This is a genomic window from Rhodococcus sp. IEGM 1307, assembly GCF_030056915.1.
Taxonomy (GTDB): domain Bacteria; phylum Actinomycetota; class Actinomycetes; order Mycobacteriales; family Mycobacteriaceae; genus Rhodococcus_F; species Rhodococcus_F opacus_D.
The window spans coordinates 63,125-87,837 of the sequence record NZ_JASHKW010000015.1 but is presented as its reverse complement, the minus strand read 5'-3'; the positions used below and the strand labels follow the sequence as shown (position 1 = coordinate 87,837).

Genomic DNA, 24,713 nt, shown 5'->3' with positions numbered 1-24,713 from the left:
ACTGCCGGTATCGGTCAGGACCTCGTTGCGAGGTGTGTGTGCTGCGATCGTGCACTCGGAACCACTCATGGCTGACCGATGGTTGTCAGGTACGCATGGTTCCGGGGCGATCACAGGTCGAGAACCAGTCGTCGCGAGCAGGCCCGGGACACGCAGATGAACATGGTCTCCTGAGCGTCCTTCTCGTCCTGGGTGAGCAGCGAATCGCGGTGATCGGCCTCACCCTCGAGTATCGGTGTCTCACAGCTGCCGCAGGTGCCCTCCCGGCACGATGAGACCACGATCGCGCCGGCCTCCTCGACGACGTCGAGGATCGAACGGTCGGCCGGCACCGACACCGTGACTCCCGTCAGCGCCAGCTCGACCTCGAATTCGGTGTCGACGGTTGCCGGGTCGGAGGTCTTGGCGCGAAACCGCTCCATGTTGACTGATCCTGCCGGCCACGAGAGGCAATGGCCGTCGATGGCATCGAGCAAAGGGCCCGGACCACAAGTGAAGACCCGGCGGCCCGGCCGGTGTTTCCCAAGAATCGCGGGCAGATCCAGATGCCCGACCTCGTCCTGGGGGTGGATTGTGACCCGTCCGGGATAACGGTTTTCGAGGTCCTCGACGTACGCCATCGAGGACCGCGCGCGCCCACCGTAGACAAGCCGGAACGGAATGCCCTGGGCCTCGGCGGTGGCGATCATCGGAATCAGCGGCGTGATGCCGATTCCCCCCGCGATGAACAAGTACTCCTGCGCGTCGACCAATGCGAAGTTGTTGCGCGGACCCTGGACCTCGATCGTGGCCCCGACGGTGAGATTGTCGTGGACCGCGAGGGAGCCGCCGCGGCTGTCGGGTTCACGCAGGACCGCGACCCGGTATGCCGTGCGGTCACCGGGGTCGCCGCACAACGAGTACTGGCGCACCAGGTTCGGACCGAGGACCAGGTCCAGGTGTGCACCGGGCGCCCACCGGGGTAGCGGCCACCCTGCGGGGTGGGTCAGGGTCAGTTCCACGACAGCATCGGCGACCACGGTCCGTGCCGCGACCGTCAACGTCATACGGTTCTCCGCGGACGTCGGCAGGGACGTGTCGGTGTCGATCACAGGTGTCGTTTGCATGGGGAGGTCCTTGTCGGCGAGTTATTCGGTGGTGCTGTCGGTCGGGTCCCAGGTCGCGACGAGGCTACGTCGGATCGGCAGCATGACCAGCGGGAGGAAATCCTGTTCGAAGTCGGGAGCGATGCGCAGGCTGGGTAGTCGTTCGAACAGGACACGGACCCCGGCGGTGCCTTGGGTGCGGCCGAGTGGCTGTCCCAGACAGGTGTGTCGGCCCTTGGTGAACGCGTAGTGGTCGGTGGGCTCGTCGCGGTGGATGTTCCACTTCTTCGGTTCGAGGTAGTGGTCGGGGTCGTTGTTGGCGCTGGCCAGTGCCACCCACACCATGTCCCCGGCGGGGATGGTGACCCCCGACAGTTCGACGTCACGGGTGGCCTGCCGTGAGGCGAACGGGGCGGACGGGCGCCGCCGGAGGGTTTCCTCGAACACCCGCGGCCACAGGCTCGGATCGGCTTGGGCCTGGTCGAGTTGGTCTTCGTTGCGGGAGAGGAAGATGACGGCGTTGGCCATGCCCTGGGCGGTGGTGTCGGTCCCGGCGGCCGAGAATTCGCACAGATGAAGCGCGACACGCTCGTCCGACAGGGTTGGTTCGCCGTCGCGGTTGCGTGCCGAGGCCATCACCGAGATGAGATCGGAGGCGGTACTGTCGCGGCGTTCGCGCACCAGTTCGCGGAGCGCGAGTTGCGCGTTGGTGTACCGCGTCCACACCTCGGTGCGGCGCGGCTCCTCCATCGGCTCTCGTCCGCTGGCGAGGACCGCGAAGTGGTCGTCGCGCAGTTGGCGCATCATCGGCTCGTATGAGTCCGGCAGATCCATCAGCGCCATCAGCGTCTGGGTGGTGAGCTCGAGGCAGTACTCCTCCATCAGCTCGGCAGTGCCGCGGGCGGCCAATCGATCGATGATGCGGTGGGCGCGGGCTTCGATCTGCGGCTCGAGGGCGTCGATGACCGGCTTGAGGAAGCCGCGCTGGGCGACCCGACGCATTTCGGTGTGGATCGGCGGGTCCATGCTGATGGAGATGTGTGCCATCAGCTCGGAGGTGACGATGGAGGTGAATTGCTCGGGCACGGGAAGGTTTCCGCCGTTACCTGTGCAGGAGAAGGACTTCCAGTCCATCAGGACCGTGTCGACGTCGTCGCGGCGAGTGACGACCCAGGTGCCGAGCTGCTCGTGCCAGAACACGGGCCGCTCGGTGCGGATCTGGTCGTACATCGAGGCCGGGTCGAGCAGGGCGCTCTCGCTCAGCGGATTGAATTCCGTTGGGGCAGAAGGTCGCTGCCCGAAGGTGCTGGTCATGTCGAGGTCCGTTCAGAGGGCGGAGGCCGCAGCCATGGTCGACAGACGCTGGAAGCGGGCGAGATTGTCGCCTTCCTCCATCACCCCGGCGGTCAGGCACACGAAGGTCAGGTCCTTGTCGGGGTCGACCCAGAACAGGGTGGAGCCGGCGCCGTAGTTGCCGTGCGTGCGCGGGCTGGTCGACGCCCCGAAGAAGGTCGGGTACACACCCTCGCCCCGCAATGCGAAGCCCAGACCGAAGTTGCCGGGGGGCACGTCCCACCCGCGGGCGTGGCACAGCATGGCGTACAGATCGTTCGGCGCCGTACCGGTCTGCAGGGTCGTGGCGAGATCGAGGATGCTCGGCGAGAGGATACGTACCCCGTCGAGTTCGCCGCCGCGGCGGATCATTTCCGCGAAGCGCAGAATGTCGCTGGTGGTCGATACCGCGCCGACCCACGGCATCTCCGCGCCCTCGACGACGATGTCCTGCATGACCTCGATGTCCGAGGACTTGAGCCACCCACCGGGAGGGAAGTGAGCCTTGATGGGCACCATCCGATCGGCCCACGCCTTGGGGGCGCCGAGTGCGGTGTCGTTCATCTTCAACGGGGCGAAGAGCTCGTTGGTGAGCAGTTCTCCGTAACTGCCGTATCCAGTGGCACGGCGCACCATCTCCCCGAGCAGCGCGTGGTTGAGGGTGGGCGAGTAGTTGAAGGTTCCGCCCGGTTCGCCGACGACGTCGAGCTGGCTGATCGCGTCGATGACGGCGTCGAGGTTGCCGAGTTCGGAGTACGGCAGGGGGGTGGGGGTGACCACCAGACCGGCGCGGTGGGTCAGCAGATGACCGACGTTGACGCGATCCTTCTTCGCAGCGCGGAACGGGTCGCGGCCGACGAACTCGGGGATCACGTCGACGACCCGGGTGGTCAGATCCAGCTGACCGCGGTCAATGGCCTGCAAAACCAGAATGTTGGTGAACGCCTTGGTCATCGAGAAGATCCAGAAGATGTCGTCGACGGTCGCGGTGCGTCCAGTGGCGCGGTCGGCGTATCCGATGGCCTCGTGCATGCCGATTTCGCCGTGGCGGGCGACAGCGATGACCGCGCCGTCGTAGCGTCCGGCGTCGATGTCCTCGCCGATCGTGGCGCGGATTCGGCGCAGAGCGTCCTGATCGAAGCTGGTGGGTGTGCTCATGGTTGTGCTCTCTTGTCTGTGTGTCCGGACGGGTTTACATGTAGAGGCCGCCGGACGGCGACAGGGTCTGTCCGGTGTAATACTTGCTGTCATCGGAGGCGAGGAACAGCATGGTTGCGGCGAGGTCTTCGGGCCGAGCCAAGCTCGAGATCGGCTGCACGCTGGCGATGGAATCGACGATCTCGTCGGGCTGTGCACGCAGCAGCGGTGTGTCCACCGCGCCCGGTGCAACGGCGTTGACGCGGATGTCGTGTGGCGCGAGCTCCCCGGCTGCGGCTCGGGTCATGCCGAGGACACCGGCCTTGGAGGCCGGGTAGTACAGCGGCATAGGCGTTCCCACGAGCGCGGACACGCTGGAGATGTTGACGATCGATCCACCGCCGGACCGCTTCATCAGCGGGGCAGCTTCACGGATGGTGTAGAAGGGGCCCTTGAGGTTGACGGCGAGGACGCGATCGAAGTGTTCGTCGGTGACACCGGACAGGAAGTCCGGGTGCAGGATCTCGCCGCGTTTGCGGGCTTCGAACACAGCCACGTTGACATCGACCAGACGCTGGTTCTCTTCGCGGGTCGGTGCGTTGATGCCGGCGGCGTTGATCAGCACATGGAGTGCGCCGTAGCGGTTTTCGACGTGCGCGAATGCGTCCTTGACGGCCGTGCTGTCGGCGACGTCGAGGGCGATTCCTTCACCCTTGTCGATTCCGGACAGTACCTCTTTGACGTTGGCTTCGGAGATGTCGGCGCCGATGACGGTCGCACCGTGCTCGGCCAACAACCGGGCGGTGGCGGCGCCGATTCCGGACCCGGCACCGGTGACGAATGCGACTTTTCCAGCAAGCTTCATGGAGAGACTCCTCGAGAGGGGGCGAGCGCAATGGCGGCTCGTAAGTGGTGCAAGACACACCATACCAAAAACTAGATCCATGTCTAGTTTTTTTCTGGATTCTTGTCTAGTTCCGTTGTGTGTGCTGATCGCGGCACCGATACGCTGGACTCATGAGCACGACGGAAACCGCATCCCCGACCGACTCGTCCGCACCGCGCGTGGGCAGGAAGAAGCGGGCCACCCGCGCCCGCATCGTCGAGTGCGCGATTCCGCTGTTCTCCGAATACGGCTACGACAAGATCACCATGGAGTCGATCGCCAAGGCCGCCGGCATCAGCCGCGCCAACCTCTATCTGCATTTCAAGGCCAAAGCGGAGCTGGTCGACGCCATGCTCGAACAACTCAGTCCGGAGGTCATCGACAGCTACCGAACGCTCGATTCCCTCGACCCGGCCGATACCGACGGCCTGCGGCGGTGGGTCGAAGACAGCTCACAGTTGTGGGTGGACAGGCGCCGGCAACTCGAAACCCTCGAGCATGCCTTGTCCGTCGAACCGGTCGTCTCTCAGCGGTGGTACCAGACGCTGTCGGAAGCGGCGGACGCGATGACGACCTTCCTCGGCCGCTACCCGGACGGACCGGAACGGCAACGGGCACGATTGACGCTGGTGACGACGATGCTCGGCTTCGAGCGCACCCTGTACTTCGTGCTCGTCCGCTCCGCTCCGGCCGACCACTCGGATGTGATCGACGTCTTGACGGCGCAATGGCACGCCGCTCTCGCCGGCGCGACCACCCCGGCGGCGACGCACCCGGGGTGACGCGCACGGCGGCTAACGCGGGCCTACTCGATGACGAGCGTGTCGAGTTCGGTGCCCGGTGGGTAGTGATCGTCGAAGATCACCGCACCGGCGCCGGTCAGGGTCGCGGCGTACCGGCGTGCGGTGAGCCCGTGCTCTGCTTCCCGAAGATGCAGCTCGGCCAGGGGGATGCGTCGAGTTCGATCCGGCCATCCGGTCGGATCTACCACCGACAGGATCGGCCCGGACTCGGTCATCTCGACCCACGGCTCCACAATCAGGATGTCGAGCATCCCACCGTGCCCACCGAGCCGAACGACTCCGCCGAACCGCACCACCTGCGGCGCGTCCGGCGATGGAATCGGCGGGAAGGTGAAGTAGCTCGTCTCGCCCAGATGCGCGCCCTCGGACATCGCATGTCGACCGTCGGGCAGAGTGGCGATATAGCGGATGAAGCTGCGCTTGATTCCCCAGGTCAATCCGACCCGGGCAAGCGCGCACGGTCCGACGCCGGCGGTCATGGCACCTCGAGGGTCAAGGTCGCGCCGCGCCCGCCTTTGCCGCACACTACGCGGGACACACAGGCGCACAGCTTCTTCGAGTTGGCCTTCTGCTCCTCGCTGAAGAACACGTCCCGGTGGTCGACGGTGCCCTCGACGTCGACGATATCGACCTGGCACAGACCGCACTCGCCCTTACGGCAGTCGAACATCATGTCCGCGCCGGCTCGCTCGAGAGCGTCGAGCAGCGAGTCACCGGACCGAACGGTGGTCTCGATGCCCAGTCGCGGGATGTTCACGACGAACTCCTCGGCCTGGAACCACCCGCTGTTCCCGAAGGTTTCGTACCGCAGATTCGGCAGCGGCAGATCCCGCTCGATCCAGTTGCGGCGCACGGCATCCATCAGCCGGATCGGCCCGCACATGTACAACTCCGTCACCTCGTCGACGCCGGCCACGAGATCCCGGACATCGAGTCCGGTGCCCTCGTCGTCGATGTGCGCCTCCAGGCGATCACCGTGCACGGCGAGCAGTTCCGGCAGAAACGCCATCGCGGTCCGACTGCGCGCGACGTAGACGAAACGGTAGTCGGCCCCGACCCGCCGCAGCACCGCCGCCATCGCCGCCATCGCGGTGATCCCAATGCCCCCGGCGAGCAGGACATACCGCGGTGCACCGACCCGCAGCGGGAAGTTCTGCAGTGGGGCGGTCAGCTCGATCGGGTCACCGGCCTGCAGGGTGTGCATGTACCGGGACCCACCACGGGAGGTGGGGGACAGGTGGACCCCGAGGGTCACGCTGTGGCCGTCGGCGGCGCCGGAGACGATCGAGTACGAGCGGACGGCGCCGCTGCCGATGCGGACATCGACGTGCGCTCCGGGGGCTGCACGATGGGATTGTTCGGTGGCGATCACGATCTTGGCGATGCCGTCGGCGGCGGGCTCGACAGAGGTGACCTGTCCCTGCTGCCAGGTGATCTTGTTGTCGGTCATGTCAGTTCACCGTTTCGGTCAGCGCGTCGATGTTCGCGGTGTGCAGGCGCTCACTCTCGATCATGCGCTGAATGATTCGGCGGACCCACATCCCGCCCGCGTCGATGTTGAGGTTGTAGAACTCGTGATCCGGGTTGGCCTCGATGGCGGCCTGCTGGGCGGTGAGCATGGCCTCGTCCTCGCCGAAGACTCCGTGCACGCCGTCGCGCAGCTGCGTGGTGATCAGCTGGCTTTCGAGGCGGTAGTTGCGTTGGAAGGCCCAGAAGTACAGCGCCGTCTTCTCGTCGACGGGGGTAATGGTGTTCATGACGAACCCGTTCACGCCCTGGCTGCGATCACCCTCGGGGGCACCGGTACCCGCCTCGGCCACGCCGACGTCGATGCGGATCGTGCCCGGTGCCTGGAATTCGATGATCTGCCAGCGATCGACCTTGCCCTCGAACCCGGGGAACTTGTCGCGCATATTCTTCAGCCAGAACGGCGGTGCGTCGATGTTGTGCATCCACCGGGTGACGGTGACCGTGCGCTCGTCGTGGGTGACCACGAAGTCGGACTCGCTGAGTTCCTCCTGCCCGATGGAGGAGGAGTGGACGAACTCTTCGTGGGTGAGGTCCATCAGGTTGTCGAGCACCAACTGGTAGTTGGCCTGAACGTCGATGGTGCGGCCGTCGCCGGCCCACTCGGGCGAGTCCATCTGGAACATGTCCGGGATGGTGGCGGGGTCGGCGAGCGTCGGATCTCCCAGCCACACCCACAGGAACCGATGACGCTGTTCGACGGGGTAGGACGCCACCATCGCCGACGGGTTGATCGTCTCCTGCGCCGGCATCTTGGTGCACCGGCCCGCAGAGTTGAACCGCAGGCCGTGGTAGGGGCACTGCACCTCGTCCGCGCCGATACGGGTACCGAGTGAGAGCGGGGCGAGTCGATGCCAGCAGGCGTCGGCGAGGGCGACCGGGCGGCCGTCGGTGGTGCGGTACAGCGTCATCGGCTTGTCGGCAATCCTGCGGGCAAGCAGCTTCGCGGAGGTCACTTCGTAGTCCCACGCCGCGACGTACCACGCGTTGAGGGGGAAGGCCATGCTCTTGGCGGTCGCGCCGCCCGGGCCGAGATCGGTCATGCGATGTCCTTGGGGATCGTCACCAGTAGAAACCGCAATAACTATGCAGATAGCTATTGGGTGATGTGACGCACACACTATCTATCGATATAGTTATTGGCAAGACAGTCCGGCCGATGAGGAGACATGAGCCTTCGCTACGCACTGCTGGCCCTGCTCACGGCGGGCCCGCTCACCGGATACGACGCCGCCAAACGGTTCGGCGGCTCCGTCGGGCACGTCTGGCACGCCCCCGATTCGCAGATCTATCCCGAACTGCGCCGCATGCAGAAGGACGGACTGATCGAGGGCGAGCAGGTCAGGTGGGGGCCGAGGAGCACCAAAACGCAATACAGCATCACCGACGACGGCATCGCCGCCTTCCGAACGTGGATGAACACCCCGCTCGACCACGCCCCCGAACGCGATGCCCACCACATGCAAGCCGCCTACTTCGAATGGGCGGACCCCGATCATGCACGGGAGATCCTGCACAAGCACATCGAGTACTACACCACTCAAGTCGAGTTGCTCACCGCCGTCCGGGACGGAATCAAGGCCGGCACGGATCCAGCCATCGTTCGGCGACTCGATCACTACCCGCAGCACGAACACGCCCGGATCATCGCGTACAAGGCCTACACCTACGACGGCATGATCAGCCGCAGCAAGGCCGAGATCGATTGGGCAGTAAAGGGACTTGCCCTCCTAGACGAAATGTCGCATCCGGTCGAGCCCAGCACGCACCCGTGACTATGTGGCGGTGGCACCGCCCTCTCGATCCTCATCGTCCGCGTACCGGCAGGCGCGACTTGTTCTTGAACAGCTCACCGCAGACCGTGCATTCTACCGCTGAGAGTCTGACCTTTCGCGAATACTTCCAGATGCTCGTCGACGCCGCGGGCGGTACACGCAGCATCGACGAACTGGACGAGGAGCACCCCTGCTGCCCGACGCGATGATCGTCCAGGGTCGGGGCAACACCATGCACTACGAGCCTGACGCAACCGAGACCGCGCTGCTCGGTTACACCCAAACAGATTGCACACGTGCGATCGCGCAGATCGTGCACACCGCCAGTCGCGCTTCCGTATGAGACCGCACACAGCATGCGTGTAAATCTCATACCCTCCCGCGTGGCGGGAGATGCCAGTTCGAAGGGTCGCCGAGGCTTCGTACGGTGACCCCCGTCACGCTACGAATCGTTCACATGCGAAGGAAGTAATCTACGTGCGCACACGATCGCTTGCTGTCGTAGTTTCGGTCACAGCTGTGGTCGGCGCGCTGCTGCTCGCCACTTCGGCGGCTGCACAGCCACTCGATTCTCCTGGCCCCGGAAGTACGTCATCAGCGCCGGGATCTGGGAGTTCGTCATCGCCGGTGAACTGTCCGCGTTCCCCGCTCGCGCCGCCGATGCGTTTTCTCGAGAACGCAGCGCTCAATACTCGGGCAGTCGAGTTGGCACAGGATCCGCTGGTTGTCGCGGCCAAGGCCACGCTCCGCGCCACGCTGGCACAGTCGGGCCTCGCCACAGACGATGCCACCACAGCAGAATTGGCGTCCTACATCGATGGTCTGGCACTCGCGGTGGCCAGCGATGTCGCCAACCTCGGTCGAACTTCCATCGCTGGGACGATCAGCCGGACCGTCGATGGGGGCTCGACAACCCCGACGTGATCTACCGATCCGCCACGATCGACGAGAACGGCTCCTACGTGATCAAGGGCATCCGACACTCGTCGCAGAACATCTACATCCAAGTCCTCGACGCCTACCCGGGTGACGGAACCCTCGGGAACACAAACTTCTCCGATTACCTGACGCTCACCTGGTTGCTGGCGTCCATTGCGACCATCGGTGGGGCGCTCGGGTCGGGTCTCGAGGACGACGCCGCCGTCAAGGAGGCGGCGTACGGGGTCCGGCAGCGGCAGCGCTTCGAGGAGACGCGGAGGCGGTCGAACGAGGCGGGATGATCCCAGCCCGCGAAGCGTACAACCCGGCGTCCAGTGAGCCTTGTGGTCAGCGTCCGTCATGGGTGTGCAAGGCGGGAAGGCGTTGTGGCGTCCAGAAACAAAGATGGCACCGGTGACCATGACCGATGAGCGGAATCGACAGCGGTGCCGGCGGCGCGCGACATTGCGATCTGCAGCAGGCTGGCAGCTCCGCCGAAGGACAGGCCCCAAGCGGCACTGAGGTAAGCGTGCGCAGGCGCTGGTCCGATCGATGCTCCGGTGCCGACGAGGCTCGCCAGCGACGCGACACCGAAGGACAGCACGCACCACCAGCGCCGCTCTCTACCTATCTCGATGCGCGCGCGCCGTGGCGTATGCCGACGACTTCCTGCACACCGAAAGCCCCAGCGGGTGCCGGCGCACGATCACCCTGTCCGACTTGGACTACCCGCCCGGATACCGTTCCAGCACGGCACCCTCGCTGGGTGAGAACGCCGCGTCCGAGTCGGACGGCGGGCCCACAGGTGAGCGCAACGGGCCCAATGGGTGAACACCCCATCGGTCGGCGGGCCGTGAGGAAAGGTGCGTGATGTCATTCCCGCCTCTCTCCGGCGCGGACGTGCACCGACGGATTCGGACGTCCACCTCTGCGGCACGCGGGTGTCCGGACCGCTACCGATTCGTACCGAAACCGTTGACGGAGCGCCACACGCGTGCAACACTGAACTCGATGGTTCAGTATCCGGTTCTCGACGCCACGTTCGCCGCACTGGCAGACCCCACGCGACGTGGGATCCTCCGTCGGCTCGGCGAGGGCGCCTGCTCGATCAGTGACCTGGCCGAACTCTTCGAGATGACGCTCACCGGCATCAAGAAACACGTGCGACTGCTCGAAGAGGCGGGGATGGTCGTGACCGAGAAACGTGGCCGGGTGCGGTACTGCATGTTGGGGACCAATTCCCTCGAGCGTGAGGTGGCCTGGATCCGCGACTACCAGCTGTCGCTCGAAGGGCGCCTGGACCGTCTGGACGAATTCCTCAATCGAACGGAAGGCACGTCATGAGCACCTCGCAGACCCCCACGACCGCGACCGTCTCGACGCCGACGGACCGGGAGATCCACGTCGAACGCATCTTCAACGCTCCCCGCGACCGCGTGTGGGCCGCATTCACGAGACCGGAACTGCTCGCCCAGTGGTGGGGCCGCGGAAACGAACTCGACCTCGAGCGCTGGGAATTCGAGCGCGGCGGGCACTGGCGCTTCGTCGAACATTCGGACGGCGAAACCCACGGCTTCGAGGGCAGATTCCGGGAGATCACCCCGGAAGAGCGCCTGGTGTACACGTTCGAGTGGGACGGCATGCCCGGCCACGTCATCGTCGAGAACAACACCTACACCGACCTCGGCGACGGACGCACCAAGCTGTCCGTGGTCAGTCAGTTCCACACTCCCGAAGAGCGCGACGGCATGCTGCAGTCCGGTATGGAAAGTGGCATGAACGAGAGCTACGCGGCGCTGGATGCGGTTCTGGCGCAGACGAGCTGGTGATCACTCGACGAGCACGCAGCGCGCTCCGCTGAAGATCGTGGGCATGCACTTGTTGCAGTGGATGCACAACGACTGGGTGTGGGACTCGGACCGGATGCGGTTCACCAGGTCGGGTTCGCGCAGCAGCGCCCGGGCCATGGCGACGAATTCGAAGCCCTCGGCCATGGCGGTGTCCATTCCCGCCCGGTCGGTGACTCCGCCGAGCAAGACGAGCGGCAAGGTCACCGCCGCACGGATCTGGCGTGCGTGCTCGAGCATGAACAGGTCGCGGTACGGGTAGGCGTGGATCATCGACTTCCCGAGCAGTTGCACGCCGAGGCGGACCGGCTGCGGCATGGCGGCCGCGAACTCCCGCACCGGCGCGTCACCCTTGAACAGGTACATCGGGTTGAGAAGTGAACTGCCCATGGTGAGTTCGAGGGCGTCGACGCTGCCGTCGTGCTCCAGCAGTCTGGCCACCTGGATGGCCTCGTCCAGCCAGAACCCGCCGGGGACGCCGTCGTCCATGTTCAGCTTGGCGAGGATCGCGACCCGGCCGCCGACGGCGTCGCGCACGGTCCGGGCGACGTCCCGCACCACCCGGGCCCGGTTCTCGAGTGATCCGCCGTAGGAATCGGTGCGACGGTTCAGCTTCGGGCTGAGAAACGCACTGGCGAAGTAGTTGTGGCCGAAGTGGATCTCGACGGCGTCGAATCCGGACTCGACGGCGAGCCGCGCCGCGGTTCCGTGGGCGGCGGTGATCCGGGTGATGTCTGCGGTGGTGGCGCTGCGGATCATCCGCATGCTGAGCGGGTTGAACGACCTAGAGGGTGCGAGCGCCGGCAGTCCGGTGGACTTCTCGTTCGCGACGGGTCCGGCGTGCCCGAGTTGGGCGGATGCGGCCGCACCCTCGGCGTGGATGGCGTCGGTGAGCCTGCGCAGCCCGGGCACGGCGTCCGAGCGCATCCACAACTGCCCGCGTTCGGTGCGACCCTCCGGTGCCACGGCGCAGTAGGCCACCGTCGACATCCCGACCCCACCCGCCGCGGGCCGGCGGTGGAACTCGATCAGTTCGTCGGTGACCAGCGCGTCGGGAGTGCGGCCCTCGAACGTGGCCGACTTGATGACCCGATTGCGTAACGTGATGGGGCCCAGCGTGGCCGGGGTGAAAACGTCTGGATGTGTGGTCATTCCCGGCCCTTCGTCGTGTGCGTTCGACGGTAGGCGGCGGGAGGGTTCGGCGACCGGAACGTGTCCGCTGAGCGGGAGACCACCGCGGCCCCACGGATGACCCCTCGACATCCGTGAGACCGCGGGTGTCGTCTCAGCCGACGGTCTCGGGCGTCTTCTCCGGCGTGGAGTCGGCGGCCGCACCGCGTTGCCTGCGTCCGAGCACCCAGCAGGCCAGTGTGATCGCACACGTGAACGTGAGCGTCGCGAACAGCTGGTTGCGTGCCGCGTCGTCGAACAACGCCAGCACCGCGACCGCGGCCAGCAGCGCGAGGGCGACGTACGACAGATACGGGAAGCCCCACATCTTCAGCGGCAGATCCGTCCGGCCCGACCTCTCGGCGCGCCGCCGCAACACGATCTGCGAGACGGTGACGAACGTCCAGAGCACCAGGATCGTCGAGCCGACCGCGTTGAGCAGCAGCGGCAGAACACGATCCGGGGCCAGGTAGTTGAGGACGACGGTGACGAACCCGAACGTCACCGACGCCAGCACCGCCACGCGGGGAACGCCGTTGCCCGACACCCGGCCGAACACCTTCGCCGCCGCCCCACGCTCGGACAGCGAGTAGATCATCCGGGAGCCACTGAACAGCATGGCGTTCAGCGACGACAGCAATGCGATGACCACGACGACGGTCATGACGGCGCCGGCTCCGGGCACGTGCGCGGCGTTCAGGACCGCGACGAACGGTCCCGTCGCGAGTTCGTCGGCGGTCCACGGCAGCACTGCCACCATGATGAGGACGGAACCGACGTAGAACACCAGGATCCGCCACACGATGGACCGCACCGCGCGGCTCACGTTGCGCCGCGGTTCCGACGTCTCGGCGGCCGCGATGGCCATCACCTCGGTGCCGCCGAACGCGAAGACCACGATCAGCAGGCCGGCCGCGATGCCGGTGACACCGTTGGGGGCGAACCCGCCGTGACCGGTGAGGTTCGACAGGCCGGGCGCGTCGAAGCTGGGAATCCAGCCGAGGATCATCGCGGAACCGACCGCCAGGAACGCGACGATCGCGACGATCTTCAGTGCGGCGAACCAGAATTCGAACTCGCCGAAACGGGAGACGCCCGCCAGGTTCACGGCGGTCAGCACACTCATGTACGCCAGGGCCGCCAGCCATTGCGGCACTGCGGGTATGGAGGCGGCGGTGATCGCCGCCGCCGCGGTCGCTTCCGCGGCCACCACGATGACGACCTGCACCCAGTAGAGCCAGCCGATCGTCCGGCCGGCGACCGGGCCCATCGCGTTCTCGGCGTGGACGGAAAACGCGCCGCTGTCGGGGTCGGCGGCCACCATCTCGCCCATCATCCGCATCACGAGGACGACGAGGAATCCGGCGATGAGGAAGGAGACGAGCACGGCAGGTCCGGCGACGGCGATGCCCGCACCGGAGCCGACGAACAGTCCGGCGCCGATCGCGCCGCCCAGACTCATCATCACCAGCTGTCTCGGTTTCATCGCCTGCTGCAGGCCAGAGGATTTCGGTGGGTCGTGCACGGTGTTCATGGGGGCTCCCGGCCGTCAGACGAGCTGATCGAGTGCGATCTCGAACGCGGTACCGGCGATTCCGGTCGGCTGCGACGAACGCGCGAAGCACCGCTCGAGCGCCGTCGCGACGGTGGCGGAGACGTCACCGAAGATCGCCTCGTCCGACACCTCGATGTCGCCCTCCATCAGCAGCGCGAACGCCCGGGCCATACCGCAGTTGGCGATGAAGTCGGGGACGACGGCCACACTCTTGTCGGCGTACTCGTAGATGGGGCCGTAGAAGATCTCGTCGTCCGCGAACGGCACGTTGGCGCCGCTCGCCACCACCTCCAGGCCACCGGCGATCAGCCGGTCCACCTGGTCGCGGGTCACGAGACGTGATGCGGCGCAGGGGAGGAAGATCTCGGCGCCGGAACTCCAGATCGTCTCGTTGATCTCCTCGAACGGCACCGTGCCTGCCGCGCGCAGTTCGTTGCCCTCCTTGGCCAGGAACAGGGCGCGGATCTGCTCGAAGTCGTAGCCGTCGGTGTTCGACAGCCCACCGTTGCGGTCGAGGATGCCGACGATCCGGGCCCCGGACTGCGCCAGGTAGTACGCGGCGGTGGCGCCGACGTTGCCCCAGCCCTGCATGATCACGCGCTTACCGGCCAGTTCGCCGCCGTAGACCCGGTAGTAGTGCCGCACCGATTCGGCGACACCCCAGCCCGTGATCAGGTCGGACACCGTGTACTTCGCGTGCGGATCGGGAGTGAACCGCGCATCCTCGACGACCTTCGCGACACCCAGGCGCAGCTGTCCGACCCGCTGGACCCGCTCACGATCGCTGGCAGCGAAGTGGCCGTTGACGACACCCTCCTGCGGATGCCACAGGCCGTAGCTCTCGGTGATCGGCACGACCTCGGCCATCTCGTCGACGTTCAGGTCGCCGCCGGTGCCGTAGTACGCCTTGAGGAGCGGGGTCACGGCCTTGAACCAGCGTCGCAGCACCTCGTCCTTGCGCGGGTCGGTCGGGTCGAAGTCGATGCCCGACTTCGCGCCGCCGATCGCCGGACCCGAGACGGTGAACTTGACCTCCATGGTCTTCGCGAGCGACTCCACCTCGCGCCGGTCGAGACCGCGACGCATCCGGGTGCCGCCGCCGGCAGCGCCGCCACGCAGCGAGTTGATCACCGTCCATCCGCGTGCGGAGGTCTCCGTGTCGTGCCACTCGAAGACGATCTCGGGGGCCTTCTCTTCGAATCGGGTGAGCAGATTCTTCATGGCTTCTCTCGGTTTCTCGACTGCCGGGGGCTCGGGGCGACCCGGTCGGTGTTCCCGACCGCTGCCCGCGCTGTTACGGCGATCACTGTGTCGGGCACCACTCGTGCGCCGCAACCGGCCGGGCGGCACATAGCCACGATGAACATCACCGAGAAAGAAGTTCCAGGATTTTCTATTCAGTTTGTGCAGCAGAGCCGATGATCGTGTTGCTAATCCGGTTCCGAGGAAGCTGTGCGGTAGGCCGGGGCCTTCGCTGAGCGCGGCCGGTCGAGGGTCCGCAGGAGAGGCATCGACCGGTACGGGACGATCACCGACAGCACCATCACGCTGGTGGACCGGGCGACGACGCTCGACTTGTTCAGATCGATCAGCGTCTGCTGCAGCCCGAGGTGGGAACCCGCCGCGATGCGGCACAGGATGTCGCCCGAACCGGTGGTCGCGAAGGCCTCGAGCACGCCGGGAATCGACTCCAGTTCCGACGTCACGGAGTCGAGCGCGCCCTGCGCCGTCTCCAGCGTGACGAACGCCTGCACGTCGAACCCCGCGGCCGCGATGTCGAGACGCGGCTCGTACCCGGCGATCACGCCCGACTCCTCGAGTTTGCGCACCCGCGCCTGAACGGTGGCCCGAGCGACCTTGATCCGGCGCGACAGCTCCAGCACGCCGGCCTTCGGGTCGTCGTGCATGGCGTCGAGAAGGGCGAAGTCGAGCTCGTCCAACTGCACTGCGTCCTTCATGGCCAGACCTCTCCGGGCGGATTCAACTAGTCCGACTGTATAAGAAGAGTGGTTCCGGGGTCGCCGAAGATGGCACTGTGGCTAGCTTCTGCTGGCCCGGTTGCCTATGTGGGCGGGGTGGGTTTTCGTAGTGACCCAGGCAACAAGCCACACTCCGTCCCTCGAACCAGGAAGACAGCGATGACGATCGAGCAGACTCTCACCGACAAGGAACGCCTGGCAGGTCTCGACCTCGGCCAGCTCGAGCAACTGGTCGGGCTCGTCGAGTACGACGGCACCCGCGACCCGTTCCCGGTCAGCGGCTGGGACGCCGTCGTCTGGGTGGTCGGCAACGCCACCCAGACCGCCCACTACTTCCAGTCCGCGTTCGGGATGACCCTGGTCGCCTACTCCGGACCCACCACCGGCAACCGCGACCACCACAGTTTCGTCCTCGAATCCGGCGCCGTCCGCTTCGTCATCAAAGGCGCCGTGAACCCGGACAGCCCCCTGATCGAGCACCACCGCACCCACGGCGACGGCGTCGTCGACATCGCCCTCGCCGTCCCCGACGTCGACAAGTGCATCGCCCACGCCCGCGCCCAGGGCGCCACCGTCCTCGACGAACCCCACGACGTGACCGACGAGCACGGCACCGTCCGCCTCGCCGCGATCGCCACCTACGGCGACACCCGCCACACCCTCGTCGACCGCAGCAACTACACCGGCCCCTACCTGCCCGGCTACGTCGAGCGGGCGTCGTCGCACACCAAACGGGACGGGGCCCCCAAGCGGCTGTTCCAGGCCCTCGACCACGTCGTCGGCAACGTCGAACTCGGCAAGATGGACCACTGGGTCGACTTCTACAACCGGGTCATGGGCTTTACGAACATGGCCGAGTTCGTCGGCGAGGACATCGCCACCGACTACTCCGCCCTGATGAGCAAGGTCGTCTCCAACGGCAACCACCGGGTCAAGTTCCCCCTCAACGAACCCGCCCTCGCCAAGAAACGCTCGCAGATCGACGAATACCTCGACTTCTACCGCGGTCCCGGCGCCCAGCACCTGGCGCTGGCCACCAACGACATCCTCACCGCCGTCGACCAGCTGACCGCCGAGGGCGTCGAATTCCTGGCCACCCCCGACTCCTACTACGAGGACCCCGAACTGCGGGCCCGGATCGGCAACGTCCGCGCCCCGATCGCCGAACTGCAGAAACGCGGCATCCTCGTCGACCGCGACGAGGACGGCTACCTGCTGCAGATCTTCACCAAACCCCTCGTCGACCGGCCCACCGTGTTCTTCGAACTCATCGAACGCCACGGCTCCCTCGGCTTCGGCATCGGCAACTTCAAAGCCCTCTTCGAAGCCATCGAACGCGAACAAGCCGCCCGCGGAAACTTCTGAGCGAGAGGATCACTCCGCGAGACCGGTAAGGGCGAACCTTCGTCGACGATTGTGCAGCGACTTTCCCGCGCGATCGGTGCCGTCCCGAATACGATGACGCCATGAGCCCTACCGAGGCAGTGGTGGCCGGTGCCGGTCCGACCGGGCTCACGCTCGCGCTGGAACTGGCGCGTCGGGGCGTGGAGGTGCGGATCCTCGACAAGTCGCCCGAGCCGTTCGCGGGTTCGCGGGGAAAGGGATTGACCGCGCGCAGCCAGGAAGTCATGGACGATCTCGGCATCGTCGACGAGATCGTCGAGGCGGGGTTCCGGCACCTGCCCAGCCGGGTCGCGGTGCGCGGCCAGGTGGTGCGCGACAGCGACCCGCACGCGGACCTGAGCCCCACCCCCGATCGGCCCTACGACGGCGGTCTGATGATCCCGCAGTGGCGGACCGAGCAGATCCTGCGAGAAAGGCTGTCGGAGTTCGGGATCGACGTGGAGCGCGGCGTCGAGGTGGTCGGCTTCGAGCAGACCACCGACAAGGTGACCGTCCGGCTCGCCGGCGGCGGGACCGTCATGGCGCGCTACCTTATCGGCTGCGACGGCGGGCGCAGCGCGGTGCGCAAGGCGCTCGGGGTGACGTTCGCGGGGACGGGCGGCATCGAGGGCATGCTCCTCGGCGACGTGTCCGTCGACGGCCTGGTCCCCGATCGCTGGTACCAGTGGACGCACCCCGAGCGGGGGTTCGTCGCGTTGTGCCCGTTCCGTGGAATCAACTCCTGGCAGTTCCAGGGCGTGCCGTTCGCGGACTTCGACGAGGAAGGCAACCTGCCCGAACCGTCGCTCGAGTACTTCCAGCGGGTTCTCGACGACATCGCCTGCGGCCCCGGCGTGCGATTGTCCGAACCGACGTGGCTGTCCACCTGGCATGTGAACGTGCGGATGGTGGACCGCTTCCGCGACGGTCGGGTGTTCCTGGCCGGGGATGCGGCCCACGTTCATCCGCCGTCCGGTGGGCTCGGGATGAACACGGGAATCCAGGACGCCTACAACCTCGGGTGGAAGCTGGCTCTCGCCCTGGCCGGCTCCGCGGACCCGTCGCTCCTCGACACGTACCAGGAGGAACGCTTGCCGCTCGCGCGCTGGACGCTCGGGGTGAGCAGCGCGGGACTGCAGAAGGTGGCCTCGAACCTCGGGCGCGAGGACTCCGAGGGGTTTGCGGGCGCGGTGACCGAGGACGGTCAGCAACTCGGTCTGGGCTACCCGTGGAGTTCGCTGTCGCGGGACGGGGACGCGACGACGGGTCTGCGCGCCGGAGATCGCGCACCCGACGCGCCCTGCCTGAGCCCCGACGGCACGCCGCTGCGGCTGTTCGACGTGTTCCGGGGGACGCACTTCACGGTCCTCGGGTTCGGCGGCGGCTCCCGGCACATCCTGCAGACCCTGGCGGAAGACGCGCCCGACGACGTGACGTACGTGGTGGTGGGCGATTCCCGAGGTCCCGGCGTGGACGTCGTCGACGACCGCGGTTTGGCGCGCAGCGCATACGGGGCACACGGTGGCACGCTGGTGGTGGTGCGCCCCGACGGGTACGTCGCGCTCACCGCCGCGGCCACCGCGGCCGACGACGTCATCGACTATCTCGGTCGACTGGTGGGGAGGTCGTCCTGAGGAAAGGCTGAACGATGCGACACAAGGACGAGGAACGGGACTACGACGAGGCCGATCTCGAGGTCGGGCCCCCGAAGGACCACGCGGCAGGCCCGACCGCTGTCGCGGTGTCGATGAAGCGCGCGCTCGAGCACATGGGCGTGGTCCGTACGGCCGAGACGTTGCTGCAACTGAACCAGGCCGAGGGGTTCGATTGCATGAGCTGTGCGTGGCCCGATCCGGAGCCGGGCCACCGGCACGCCGCGGAGTTCTGTGAGAACGGCGCCAAGGCGGTGGCAGAAGAGGCCACCCGCGACCGCGCGACACCCGAATTCTTCGCCCGCCACAGTATCGCCGAGCTCGACTGTCACAGCGAGCACTGGCTGGGTCAGCAGGGCCGGATCACGCATCCGATGGTGAAGCGGCCCGGCGGAACGCACTACGAGCCCATCGAATGGGACGAGGCCTTCACCCTGATCGGGGATCAGCTGAACGCCCTGGACAGTCCGGACGAGGCGATCTTCTACACGTCCGGCCGGGCGTCCAACGAGGCGGCGTTCGCGTACCAGCTGTTCGTCCGCGCGTTCGGGACGAACAATCTGCCCGACTGTTCCAACATGTGTCACGAATCGACCAGCATCGCGCTGCAGGAGTCGATCGGCATCGGCAAGGCCAGCGTCACGATGGACGACGTCTATCAGGCGAAACTCATTGTGCTGCAGGGCCAGAATCCGGGTACCAATCATCCGCGGATGTTGTCGGCGCTGGAGAAGGCCAAGCAGAACGGTGCGAAGATCCTCTCGATCAACCCGCTCCGTGAGGCGGGCCTGGTCAACTTCAAGAATCCGCAGACGCCCCGCGGCATGGTGGGCCCGGGCACCGACCTGTCCGACATGCACCTGCCCATCGCGCTGAACGGCGACCTCGCGCTGCTCCAGGCGTTCGGCTCACTGCTCGTCGAATGGGATGCCCTCGATCAGGAGTTCATCGACCAGCACACGATCGGATTCGAGCTGTGGAAGCAGCACGTCACCGACATCGACTGGGACGTCGTCACCCGCACGACCGGGCTGTCGCGGGAACAGATCACCGACGCGGCCCGGCTCCTGCGGGATTCCGACGCCACCGTGTTCTGCTGGGCGATGGGACTCACCCAGCACCACAACTCGGTGGCGATCATCAAGGAAGTCACCAATATCGCTCTCGCTCAGGGAAACATCGGCAAACCCGGTGCCGGGCTGCTGCCGGTGCGCGGGCACTCGAACGTACAGGGCGACCGCACGATGGGGATCTGGGAGCGTCCGCCGCGGCACTTCCTGGACGCGCTCGCGAAGGAATTCGACTTCGATCCGCCCCGCGAGAACGGGTACGACACCGTCGATTCCATCCGGGCGATGCGTGACGGCAAGGCGCACTTCTTCCTCGGGCTGGGCGGCAACTTCGTCCAGGCCGCCCCGGACACCGACGTCACCGCCGCCGCACTGCGCAAGACCCGGATGACGGTCCACATCTCGACGAAGATCAACCGCTCGCATCTCGTGTGCGGTGACACCGCCCTGATCCTGCCGACGAAAGGCCGCACCGAGCAGGACGTCCAGGCCGGCGGGCCGCAATTCATCTCGGTCGAGGACTCGACGTGCTCGGTCCACGCCTCCCGTGGTCCATTGAAACCGGCCAGCCCGCAACTCGATTCGGAGGTGGGGATCGTCACCCGCATCGCGGAGGCCACGATCGGCGACCGCTACGGTCTCGAGTGGAAGAAGATGCGGGACGACTACGCGAACATCCGCCTGCACATCTCGCGGGTGGTGCCCGGCTGTGAGGGGTACGAGGTCAACGTCCGCCGGCCGGGCGGGTTCGTCCTGCCGCACCCGCCGCGCGATTCCCGCACGTTCCCCACCCACTCGGGGCGCGCCGAATTCGCGGTGTCCCCGATCGAGGTGCTGCAGGTGCCCCCGCGGCACGTGATCCTGCAGACGATCCGCAGCCACGACCAGTTCAACACCACGATCTACGGGCTCAGCGACCGCTACCGCGGAATCGAAGGGGGACGCCGCGTGATCTTCCTGCACCGCGACGACATCGCCGCCCTCGGATTCGACGACGGGGACATGGTCGACCTCTTCACTCACTGGGCAGAAGACGACCGCGTCCGCTGCGCCCACGATTTCCGGATCGTCGAGTACGACACGCCCCGGGGTTCGGCCGCCGCCTACTACCCGGAGACCAACCCGCTCGTCCCGCTCGATTCCACGGCGGCCGGCAGCAACTGTCCCACGTCGAAGTCCGTCATCGTCTCCCTGGAACATGCCGGCAAATACAGCGCCGAATTCCCACCGGAGGCGAGCCAGGACGAGGTCGGATCGGACCGATTCCACAAGTCGACCCCCCAACCGAAGCACCTCTCCTGACGTGAGTGGCATCGTGTGCCCCGGCACGCTTTCCCACTCACCTGCGCAGGTGAGTGGCGATGTGTGCGGGGCTACGCGTCGGCACTCACGTCGCCGGGCGAACCGGACATTCTGCACTTACCACGAAGGGTGTGGTGCACCTCGCCGGTGAGGGGCCGAGGCCGCTGTTCAGCTCGCTCGAGTTGTACGCGCTCGTCGTGGTGGGAGCCGCCGCGGTCGCGCTGCAGCAGTCGGCCTTTCAGGTCGGAGCGCTGCAGGCGTCGCTGCCCGCGACCACTGTGATGGAACCACTCGTGGCGTCGCTGCTCGGCGAATACCTCGACGCCGACCGGAAGGTGACCGCCGTCCTCGTCGCCCTGATCGCGGTCATCATGGCCGCGGTGGCGCTGGCGCGCGGCGCCGCCGTCGTGGAGGACGCGGGCACGGATCCGGCTCAGCCCCTGTCCCGATCGCGCAGGTAGGCCGCAAACGGTTCGTGGCGTTGTATGCGCGACACGGCGATTCGACGCGCCACCACCCACATCAGCGCGGAGATGACGACGGCGAGGACGACGCACAGCGCGAAGTCCGCGGTGCCGATCCGTGTGTGCACATCGGCGGGTCGCATGAGGCGCCACAGCACGACCGGGACGACGGCGATCGCGACGGAGAATGCCGGGAACACCCCGTACGGCACCACCAGCAGGATCAGCCATCGGACGACGACGGTGTGCCAGCGGTCGCGTTGCTCCCACCGCCACCGCAGCGACCGCTGGTGGTAGGGGAAGAACACACCGACGAGACTCGACCCGGCGAGTGCACCGAACGGACACAGCGCCACCGCGACGACCACCACCGCCGTGAACAGCCAGTCCTGCTCGACGAAACCCACGGCGACCGCGATGGTCGCGCAGATCGGCGCGATCAGCATCCACAGCGCCACCGCCTTCGCGGCGAGCAACGCACCCAGCGCGGCCCCGTCGTCGAGTGCGGCGAGAACCCGCTCACGGTCCGGTGCCAGCACGTTGGTGGCGGTGACGTCGGCGTACATCCAGCCGGCGAGGGCCAGAGCGAAACCCGACGGTCCGGTCCACTCGAACAACCAGTTCCGGGGCAGCAGGAACCAGGCCCCGATCATCAGGACGGCATTGAACGCAACGGTCGCCAGGGTGTCTGCCGGGTTGCGCCAGATTCTGATCCACTCCGCGCGAAGAGCGGCCATGCCGTTCAGCGTAAAGCGTCGGGCGGGCCGTCGGAGCCGTGTCGGCAGGATCCCGGACGATCGGGACTCCGGTCCCTTCCACCTGGGACATCGGGTCGGCGACAGTGGTGCGATCCGAGAGAAAGGCCTGTCGTGACCATCGACGACGAGGAGGCAGCCGGGGCCGCGACCCTGATGGACACCCTCCCCGACCGCCACCGGACGGTGCTGCGACTCCGGCTCGCGCACCGCCTCCCGGCCGTCGAGGTGGCGCGCATTCTCGGGACGAACGTCGAGGGCGTGCTCCTCCTCCAGCACGCGGCGCTCAACCTCCTCCGGCGGCAACTCGCCGCGGGGGCGGTGGTCGACGGCGACAATCCGGCGAACGGGCAGTACTGATCGACGCCGCGGGATCCCGCGGTGCTGCCTCTTTCACGTCGTCTCGGCGGTGTGCCGGCGCGTTCGTGGAGTTTGCCGACCCACAGGTTCATTCTGAGGAGGGTCCGAAAGGAGAGCCACAATGATGACAATCATCACCAGAGTTGTGCTTCGCGAGGAGGGAGCCGAGCGATGGGACGGCGCAATGCATGAGCGGGTTGCTGCGGCGCGTGAAAAGCCGGGGTGGATATCAGCGCAGCTTCTCAAGGGGGTCGACGAGCCACTCGAGCGCGCCATCGTCGGTGTGTGGGAAACGAGAGAAGACTGGTCGGCCTGGCATCATGACGAAGCCTTCCGCGCGACTCGCGACGAGCTCGTGGGACTTGAAGCCGGCCAGATGGATTCCACCTGGTTCGAGGTGGTCCAGAACACTGCGACTGAAGAAGACTGATCGAGGTGTCGGTAGCTACCGGCTGGAACAGGGCACGTGTGGTCCGGGCGTGCTGATCGAGCCGCGCCCGGACCACCAGGGATCCGGTTGTGCCGGACTTTCGGTTCGGCGGTGCATATCCGGATTCGCCGAAGCATGCTCCGTTGAATGTTCGACGAAGTGAAAAGGAGTTCCGTCCCTCACGAACTCGTGTCCGGAATGTGATGCTGCTACACGTCGAGGACGGATCAATCTTCGAAGCCGGGCGTCCGTGGTCGGGCGGGACGACCGGCGACCATCTCGCGGACGCCGGGACGGTACCGAGCGATTGGGTTGGGCACAAGTCCCCCCGATCCGCGTCCTTCACGCTGGCAGGGTGCTGATCTTGACCAGGTTGTGCGCCAGGACACCGTGGCCGACCCAGATCTTGGCGCCCTCGGTGCTGTCGATGCGGGTGCGGTCCCAGCCGTATCCACGTTGGCACTCCTGCGCGAAGGACTGAGCCGAGACCGGATTGCCGTCCCCGATCGCGGTCTCACAGGCTGCGAGGATTTTGCCGCCATCGATCAGCGGCTGCAGGTACTCGTTCTGCCCTGCTTGAACTCCCGCGCCGTACACGCCCAAAATTATTTCGCCCGAGCAATCTTCAGGCCCTCGCAGGGCATTGCCGCGAGCAATATTCGCGGCCGGCTAGCAAGCAGGTAATAAGTTCCGTCGTCTCACGTTCCATCGTCAATAGTGCCGAGGGTCACCGCTCGCCGTGTGACTGGTGACCGACCGCAAATATAATTGGATCGAACGATTGTGTCAACTGATCCACTACCCTGATTGCTGGTTGAGGGTGGGGGACCTGAGAATTGGGCGTTCTAGAACGCAGGTTGTCACCCGACCCTGTCGCGTTCCTCCTAATCGTGGCGTGAGATCTGGTGTCACGCGATAGGGGTGTCCCGACAGCACTCGAAAGATCCCATGATTTCTGAATAGACAATGAGGCTATTGCCAAGACCCGCTGTCTCGTTTACGGTCTGTGACCGGTAGCACAGCTGAGTGATGCGATGCGAAGGGCGTTCGAGGCGACGGCGATTGGGTCTTCGTTGTCCCAACCAATCGTGTTCGGAGAGCGAGGGCAACGACAGGCATAGATGAGCAGTGAATGAGGTGATTTCCGGTATGACGGCGTGTAAGCAACGCGGTCACGCGGGAGCGGCGGTTGTGCTGGGCAGTACAGGACCAGTGTGTGGCGAATCCAGGCTTGGATGAATCGTCCTGAGTTCGTCGTGCAGAACGATTCCAGGCGGCCCTCA

Annotated in this window: 26 protein-coding genes; 13 read left to right on the top strand and 13 right to left on the bottom strand. The window is 66.2% G+C overall.

Annotated elements, in window-relative coordinates:
- Positions 1 to 110 precede the first annotated feature (110 nt).
- The 4 genes from QM841_RS26800 to QM841_RS26785 are packed head-to-tail and all read right to left on the bottom strand — an operon-like array spanning position 111 to position 4,419.
- A complete protein-coding gene (locus tag QM841_RS26800) occupies positions 111 to 1,106 on the bottom strand; it encodes a PDR/VanB family oxidoreductase (RefSeq protein ID WP_283334406.1) in 996 nt (331 codons plus the stop codon).
- 21 nt (positions 1,107 to 1,127) lie between these two features.
- Positions 1,128 to 2,399 (bottom strand): cytochrome P450, encoded by a 1,272-nt coding sequence (locus QM841_RS26795; protein WP_283334405.1) that lies wholly within the window; start codon positions 2,397 to 2,399, stop codon positions 1,128 to 1,130.
- Positions 2,400 to 2,411: 12 nt separating this feature from the next.
- On the bottom strand, positions 2,412 to 3,575 hold the full coding sequence (locus QM841_RS26790) for a serine hydrolase domain-containing protein (protein WP_283334404.1): 1,164 nt from the start codon (positions 3,573 to 3,575) through the stop codon (positions 2,412 to 2,414).
- 34 nt (positions 3,576 to 3,609) lie between these two features.
- Positions 3,610 to 4,419, bottom strand: a complete 810-nt coding sequence (locus QM841_RS26785) for an SDR family NAD(P)-dependent oxidoreductase (protein WP_283334403.1) — start codon at positions 4,417 to 4,419, stop codon at positions 3,610 to 3,612.
- A 152-nt stretch (positions 4,420 to 4,571) separates the two neighbouring features.
- On the opposite strand from QM841_RS26785, the gene QM841_RS26780 reads away from it, so the two are divergent.
- Entirely contained in the window at positions 4,572 to 5,222 is a 651-nt protein-coding gene (locus tag QM841_RS26780) for a TetR/AcrR family transcriptional regulator (RefSeq protein ID WP_283334402.1), read from the top strand.
- 23 nt (positions 5,223 to 5,245) lie between these two features.
- Here the strand turns inward: QM841_RS26780 and QM841_RS26775 are convergent, their stop codons facing one another.
- From QM841_RS26775 to QM841_RS26765, 3 genes are read right to left on the bottom strand one after another with little or no spacing between them, the layout of a single operon-like run.
- Complete coding sequence (locus tag QM841_RS26775; protein WP_283334401.1) at positions 5,246 to 5,722, bottom strand: HtaA domain-containing protein; 477 nt, start codon at positions 5,720 to 5,722, stop codon at positions 5,246 to 5,248.
- A complete protein-coding gene (locus QM841_RS26770; protein WP_283334400.1) occupies positions 5,719 to 6,693 on the bottom strand; it encodes a PDR/VanB family oxidoreductase in 975 nt (324 codons plus the stop codon). Before QM841_RS26770 ends, QM841_RS26775 begins: the two co-directional genes overlap by 4 nt.
- A gap of 1 nt (position 6,694) precedes the next feature.
- Complete coding sequence (locus QM841_RS26765) at positions 6,695 to 7,813, bottom strand: aromatic ring-hydroxylating dioxygenase subunit alpha (RefSeq protein WP_283334399.1); 1,119 nt, start codon at positions 7,811 to 7,813, stop codon at positions 6,695 to 6,697.
- 126 nt (positions 7,814 to 7,939) lie between these two features.
- Here QM841_RS26765 and QM841_RS26760 point away from each other — a divergent pair, with 126 nt between their 5' ends.
- From QM841_RS26760 to QM841_RS26735, 6 genes are all read left to right on the top strand, one after another.
- On the top strand, positions 7,940 to 8,545 hold the full coding sequence (locus QM841_RS26760) for a PadR family transcriptional regulator (RefSeq protein ID WP_283334398.1): 606 nt from the start codon (positions 7,940 to 7,942) through the stop codon (positions 8,543 to 8,545).
- 627 nt (positions 8,546 to 9,172) lie between these two features.
- The gene (locus tag QM841_RS26755; protein ID WP_283334397.1) at positions 9,173 to 9,469 is read left to right on the top strand and encodes a hypothetical protein; all 297 of its coding nucleotides are present in this window, start codon (positions 9,173 to 9,175) and stop codon (positions 9,467 to 9,469) included.
- Positions 9,466 to 9,765, top strand: coding sequence for a hypothetical protein (locus tag QM841_RS26750; protein ID WP_283334520.1), 300 nt, complete (start codon positions 9,466 to 9,468; stop codon positions 9,763 to 9,765). Before QM841_RS26755 ends, QM841_RS26750 begins: the two co-directional genes overlap by 4 nt.
- Before the next feature lie 346 nt (positions 9,766 to 10,111).
- Positions 10,112 to 10,294, top strand: coding sequence for a hypothetical protein (locus QM841_RS26745; RefSeq protein WP_283334396.1), 183 nt, complete (start codon positions 10,112 to 10,114; stop codon positions 10,292 to 10,294).
- Positions 10,295 to 10,474: 180 nt separating this feature from the next.
- Complete coding sequence (locus QM841_RS26740) at positions 10,475 to 10,807, top strand: ArsR/SmtB family transcription factor (RefSeq protein WP_283334395.1); 333 nt, start codon at positions 10,475 to 10,477, stop codon at positions 10,805 to 10,807.
- Positions 10,804 to 11,292 (top strand): SRPBCC family protein, encoded by a 489-nt coding sequence (locus QM841_RS26735; RefSeq protein ID WP_061044740.1) that lies wholly within the window; start codon positions 10,804 to 10,806, stop codon positions 11,290 to 11,292. The genes QM841_RS26740 and QM841_RS26735 overlap by 4 nt, the downstream gene beginning before the upstream one ends.
- On the opposite strand, the gene QM841_RS26730 is transcribed toward QM841_RS26735, so the two are convergent.
- From QM841_RS26730 to QM841_RS26715, 4 genes are all read right to left on the bottom strand, one after another.
- Positions 11,293 to 12,462: an NADH:flavin oxidoreductase gene (locus tag QM841_RS26730; protein ID WP_283334394.1), complete on the bottom strand. Its 1,170-nt coding sequence runs from the start codon at positions 12,460 to 12,462 to the stop codon at positions 11,293 to 11,295. It abuts the gene before it with no gap.
- A 133-nt stretch (positions 12,463 to 12,595) separates the two neighbouring features.
- Positions 12,596 to 14,014, bottom strand: coding sequence for an amino acid permease (locus tag QM841_RS26725; RefSeq protein ID WP_283334393.1), 1,419 nt, complete (start codon positions 14,012 to 14,014; stop codon positions 12,596 to 12,598).
- A 15-nt stretch (positions 14,015 to 14,029) separates the two neighbouring features.
- Positions 14,030 to 15,256 carry a Glu/Leu/Phe/Val dehydrogenase dimerization domain-containing protein gene (locus tag QM841_RS26720; RefSeq protein ID WP_133985475.1) on the bottom strand — a complete coding sequence of 409 codons (1,227 nt, stop codon included), beginning with the start codon at positions 15,254 to 15,256 and terminating at the stop codon, positions 14,030 to 14,032.
- Positions 15,257 to 15,465: 209 nt separating this feature from the next.
- Positions 15,466 to 15,993 (bottom strand): Lrp/AsnC family transcriptional regulator, encoded by a 528-nt coding sequence (locus tag QM841_RS26715; protein ID WP_005261973.1) that lies wholly within the window; start codon positions 15,991 to 15,993, stop codon positions 15,466 to 15,468.
- Positions 15,994 to 16,173: 180 nt separating this feature from the next.
- Between QM841_RS26715 and hppD the strand changes: the two genes are divergently transcribed.
- The 4 genes from hppD to QM841_RS26695 all read left to right on the top strand — a co-directional run bounded on the left by hppD (position 16,174) and on the right by QM841_RS26695 (position 21,882).
- Positions 16,174 to 17,379 (top strand): 4-hydroxyphenylpyruvate dioxygenase, encoded by a 1,206-nt coding sequence (gene hppD, locus QM841_RS26710; RefSeq protein ID WP_105418187.1) that lies wholly within the window; start codon positions 16,174 to 16,176, stop codon positions 17,377 to 17,379.
- Positions 17,380 to 17,480: 101 nt separating this feature from the next.
- Positions 17,481 to 19,031 (top strand): FAD-dependent oxidoreductase, encoded by a 1,551-nt coding sequence (locus QM841_RS26705; RefSeq protein ID WP_283334392.1) that lies wholly within the window; start codon positions 17,481 to 17,483, stop codon positions 19,029 to 19,031.
- A gap of 14 nt (positions 19,032 to 19,045) precedes the next feature.
- The gene (locus QM841_RS26700) at positions 19,046 to 21,421 is read left to right on the top strand and encodes an FdhF/YdeP family oxidoreductase (RefSeq protein ID WP_283334391.1); all 2,376 of its coding nucleotides are present in this window, start codon (positions 19,046 to 19,048) and stop codon (positions 21,419 to 21,421) included.
- A gap of 59 nt (positions 21,422 to 21,480) precedes the next feature.
- Positions 21,481 to 21,882 (top strand): DMT family transporter, encoded by a 402-nt coding sequence (locus tag QM841_RS26695; RefSeq protein WP_283334390.1) that lies wholly within the window; start codon positions 21,481 to 21,483, stop codon positions 21,880 to 21,882.
- On the opposite strand, the gene QM841_RS26690 is transcribed toward QM841_RS26695, so the two are convergent.
- The gene (locus tag QM841_RS26690; RefSeq protein WP_283334389.1) at positions 21,855 to 22,622 is read right to left on the bottom strand and encodes a hypothetical protein; all 768 of its coding nucleotides are present in this window, start codon (positions 22,620 to 22,622) and stop codon (positions 21,855 to 21,857) included. The two genes, QM841_RS26695 and QM841_RS26690, sit on opposite strands and share 28 nt — an antisense overlap.
- Positions 22,623 to 22,754: 132 nt before the next feature.
- Here QM841_RS26690 and QM841_RS26685 point away from each other — a divergent pair, with 132 nt between their 5' ends.
- Entirely contained in the window at positions 22,755 to 23,000 is a 246-nt protein-coding gene (locus tag QM841_RS26685) for a sigma factor-like helix-turn-helix DNA-binding protein (RefSeq protein ID WP_283334388.1), read from the top strand.
- Positions 23,001 to 23,121: 121 nt separating this feature from the next.
- Complete coding sequence (locus QM841_RS26680) at positions 23,122 to 23,430, top strand: antibiotic biosynthesis monooxygenase family protein (RefSeq protein WP_005250101.1); 309 nt, start codon at positions 23,122 to 23,124, stop codon at positions 23,428 to 23,430.
- 342 nt (positions 23,431 to 23,772) lie between these two features.
- Here QM841_RS26680 and QM841_RS26675 read toward each other — a convergent pair whose 3' ends face one another.
- Complete coding sequence (locus QM841_RS26675) at positions 23,773 to 24,027, bottom strand: hypothetical protein (RefSeq protein ID WP_283334519.1); 255 nt, start codon at positions 24,025 to 24,027, stop codon at positions 23,773 to 23,775.
- Positions 24,028 to 24,713 lie beyond the last annotated feature (686 nt).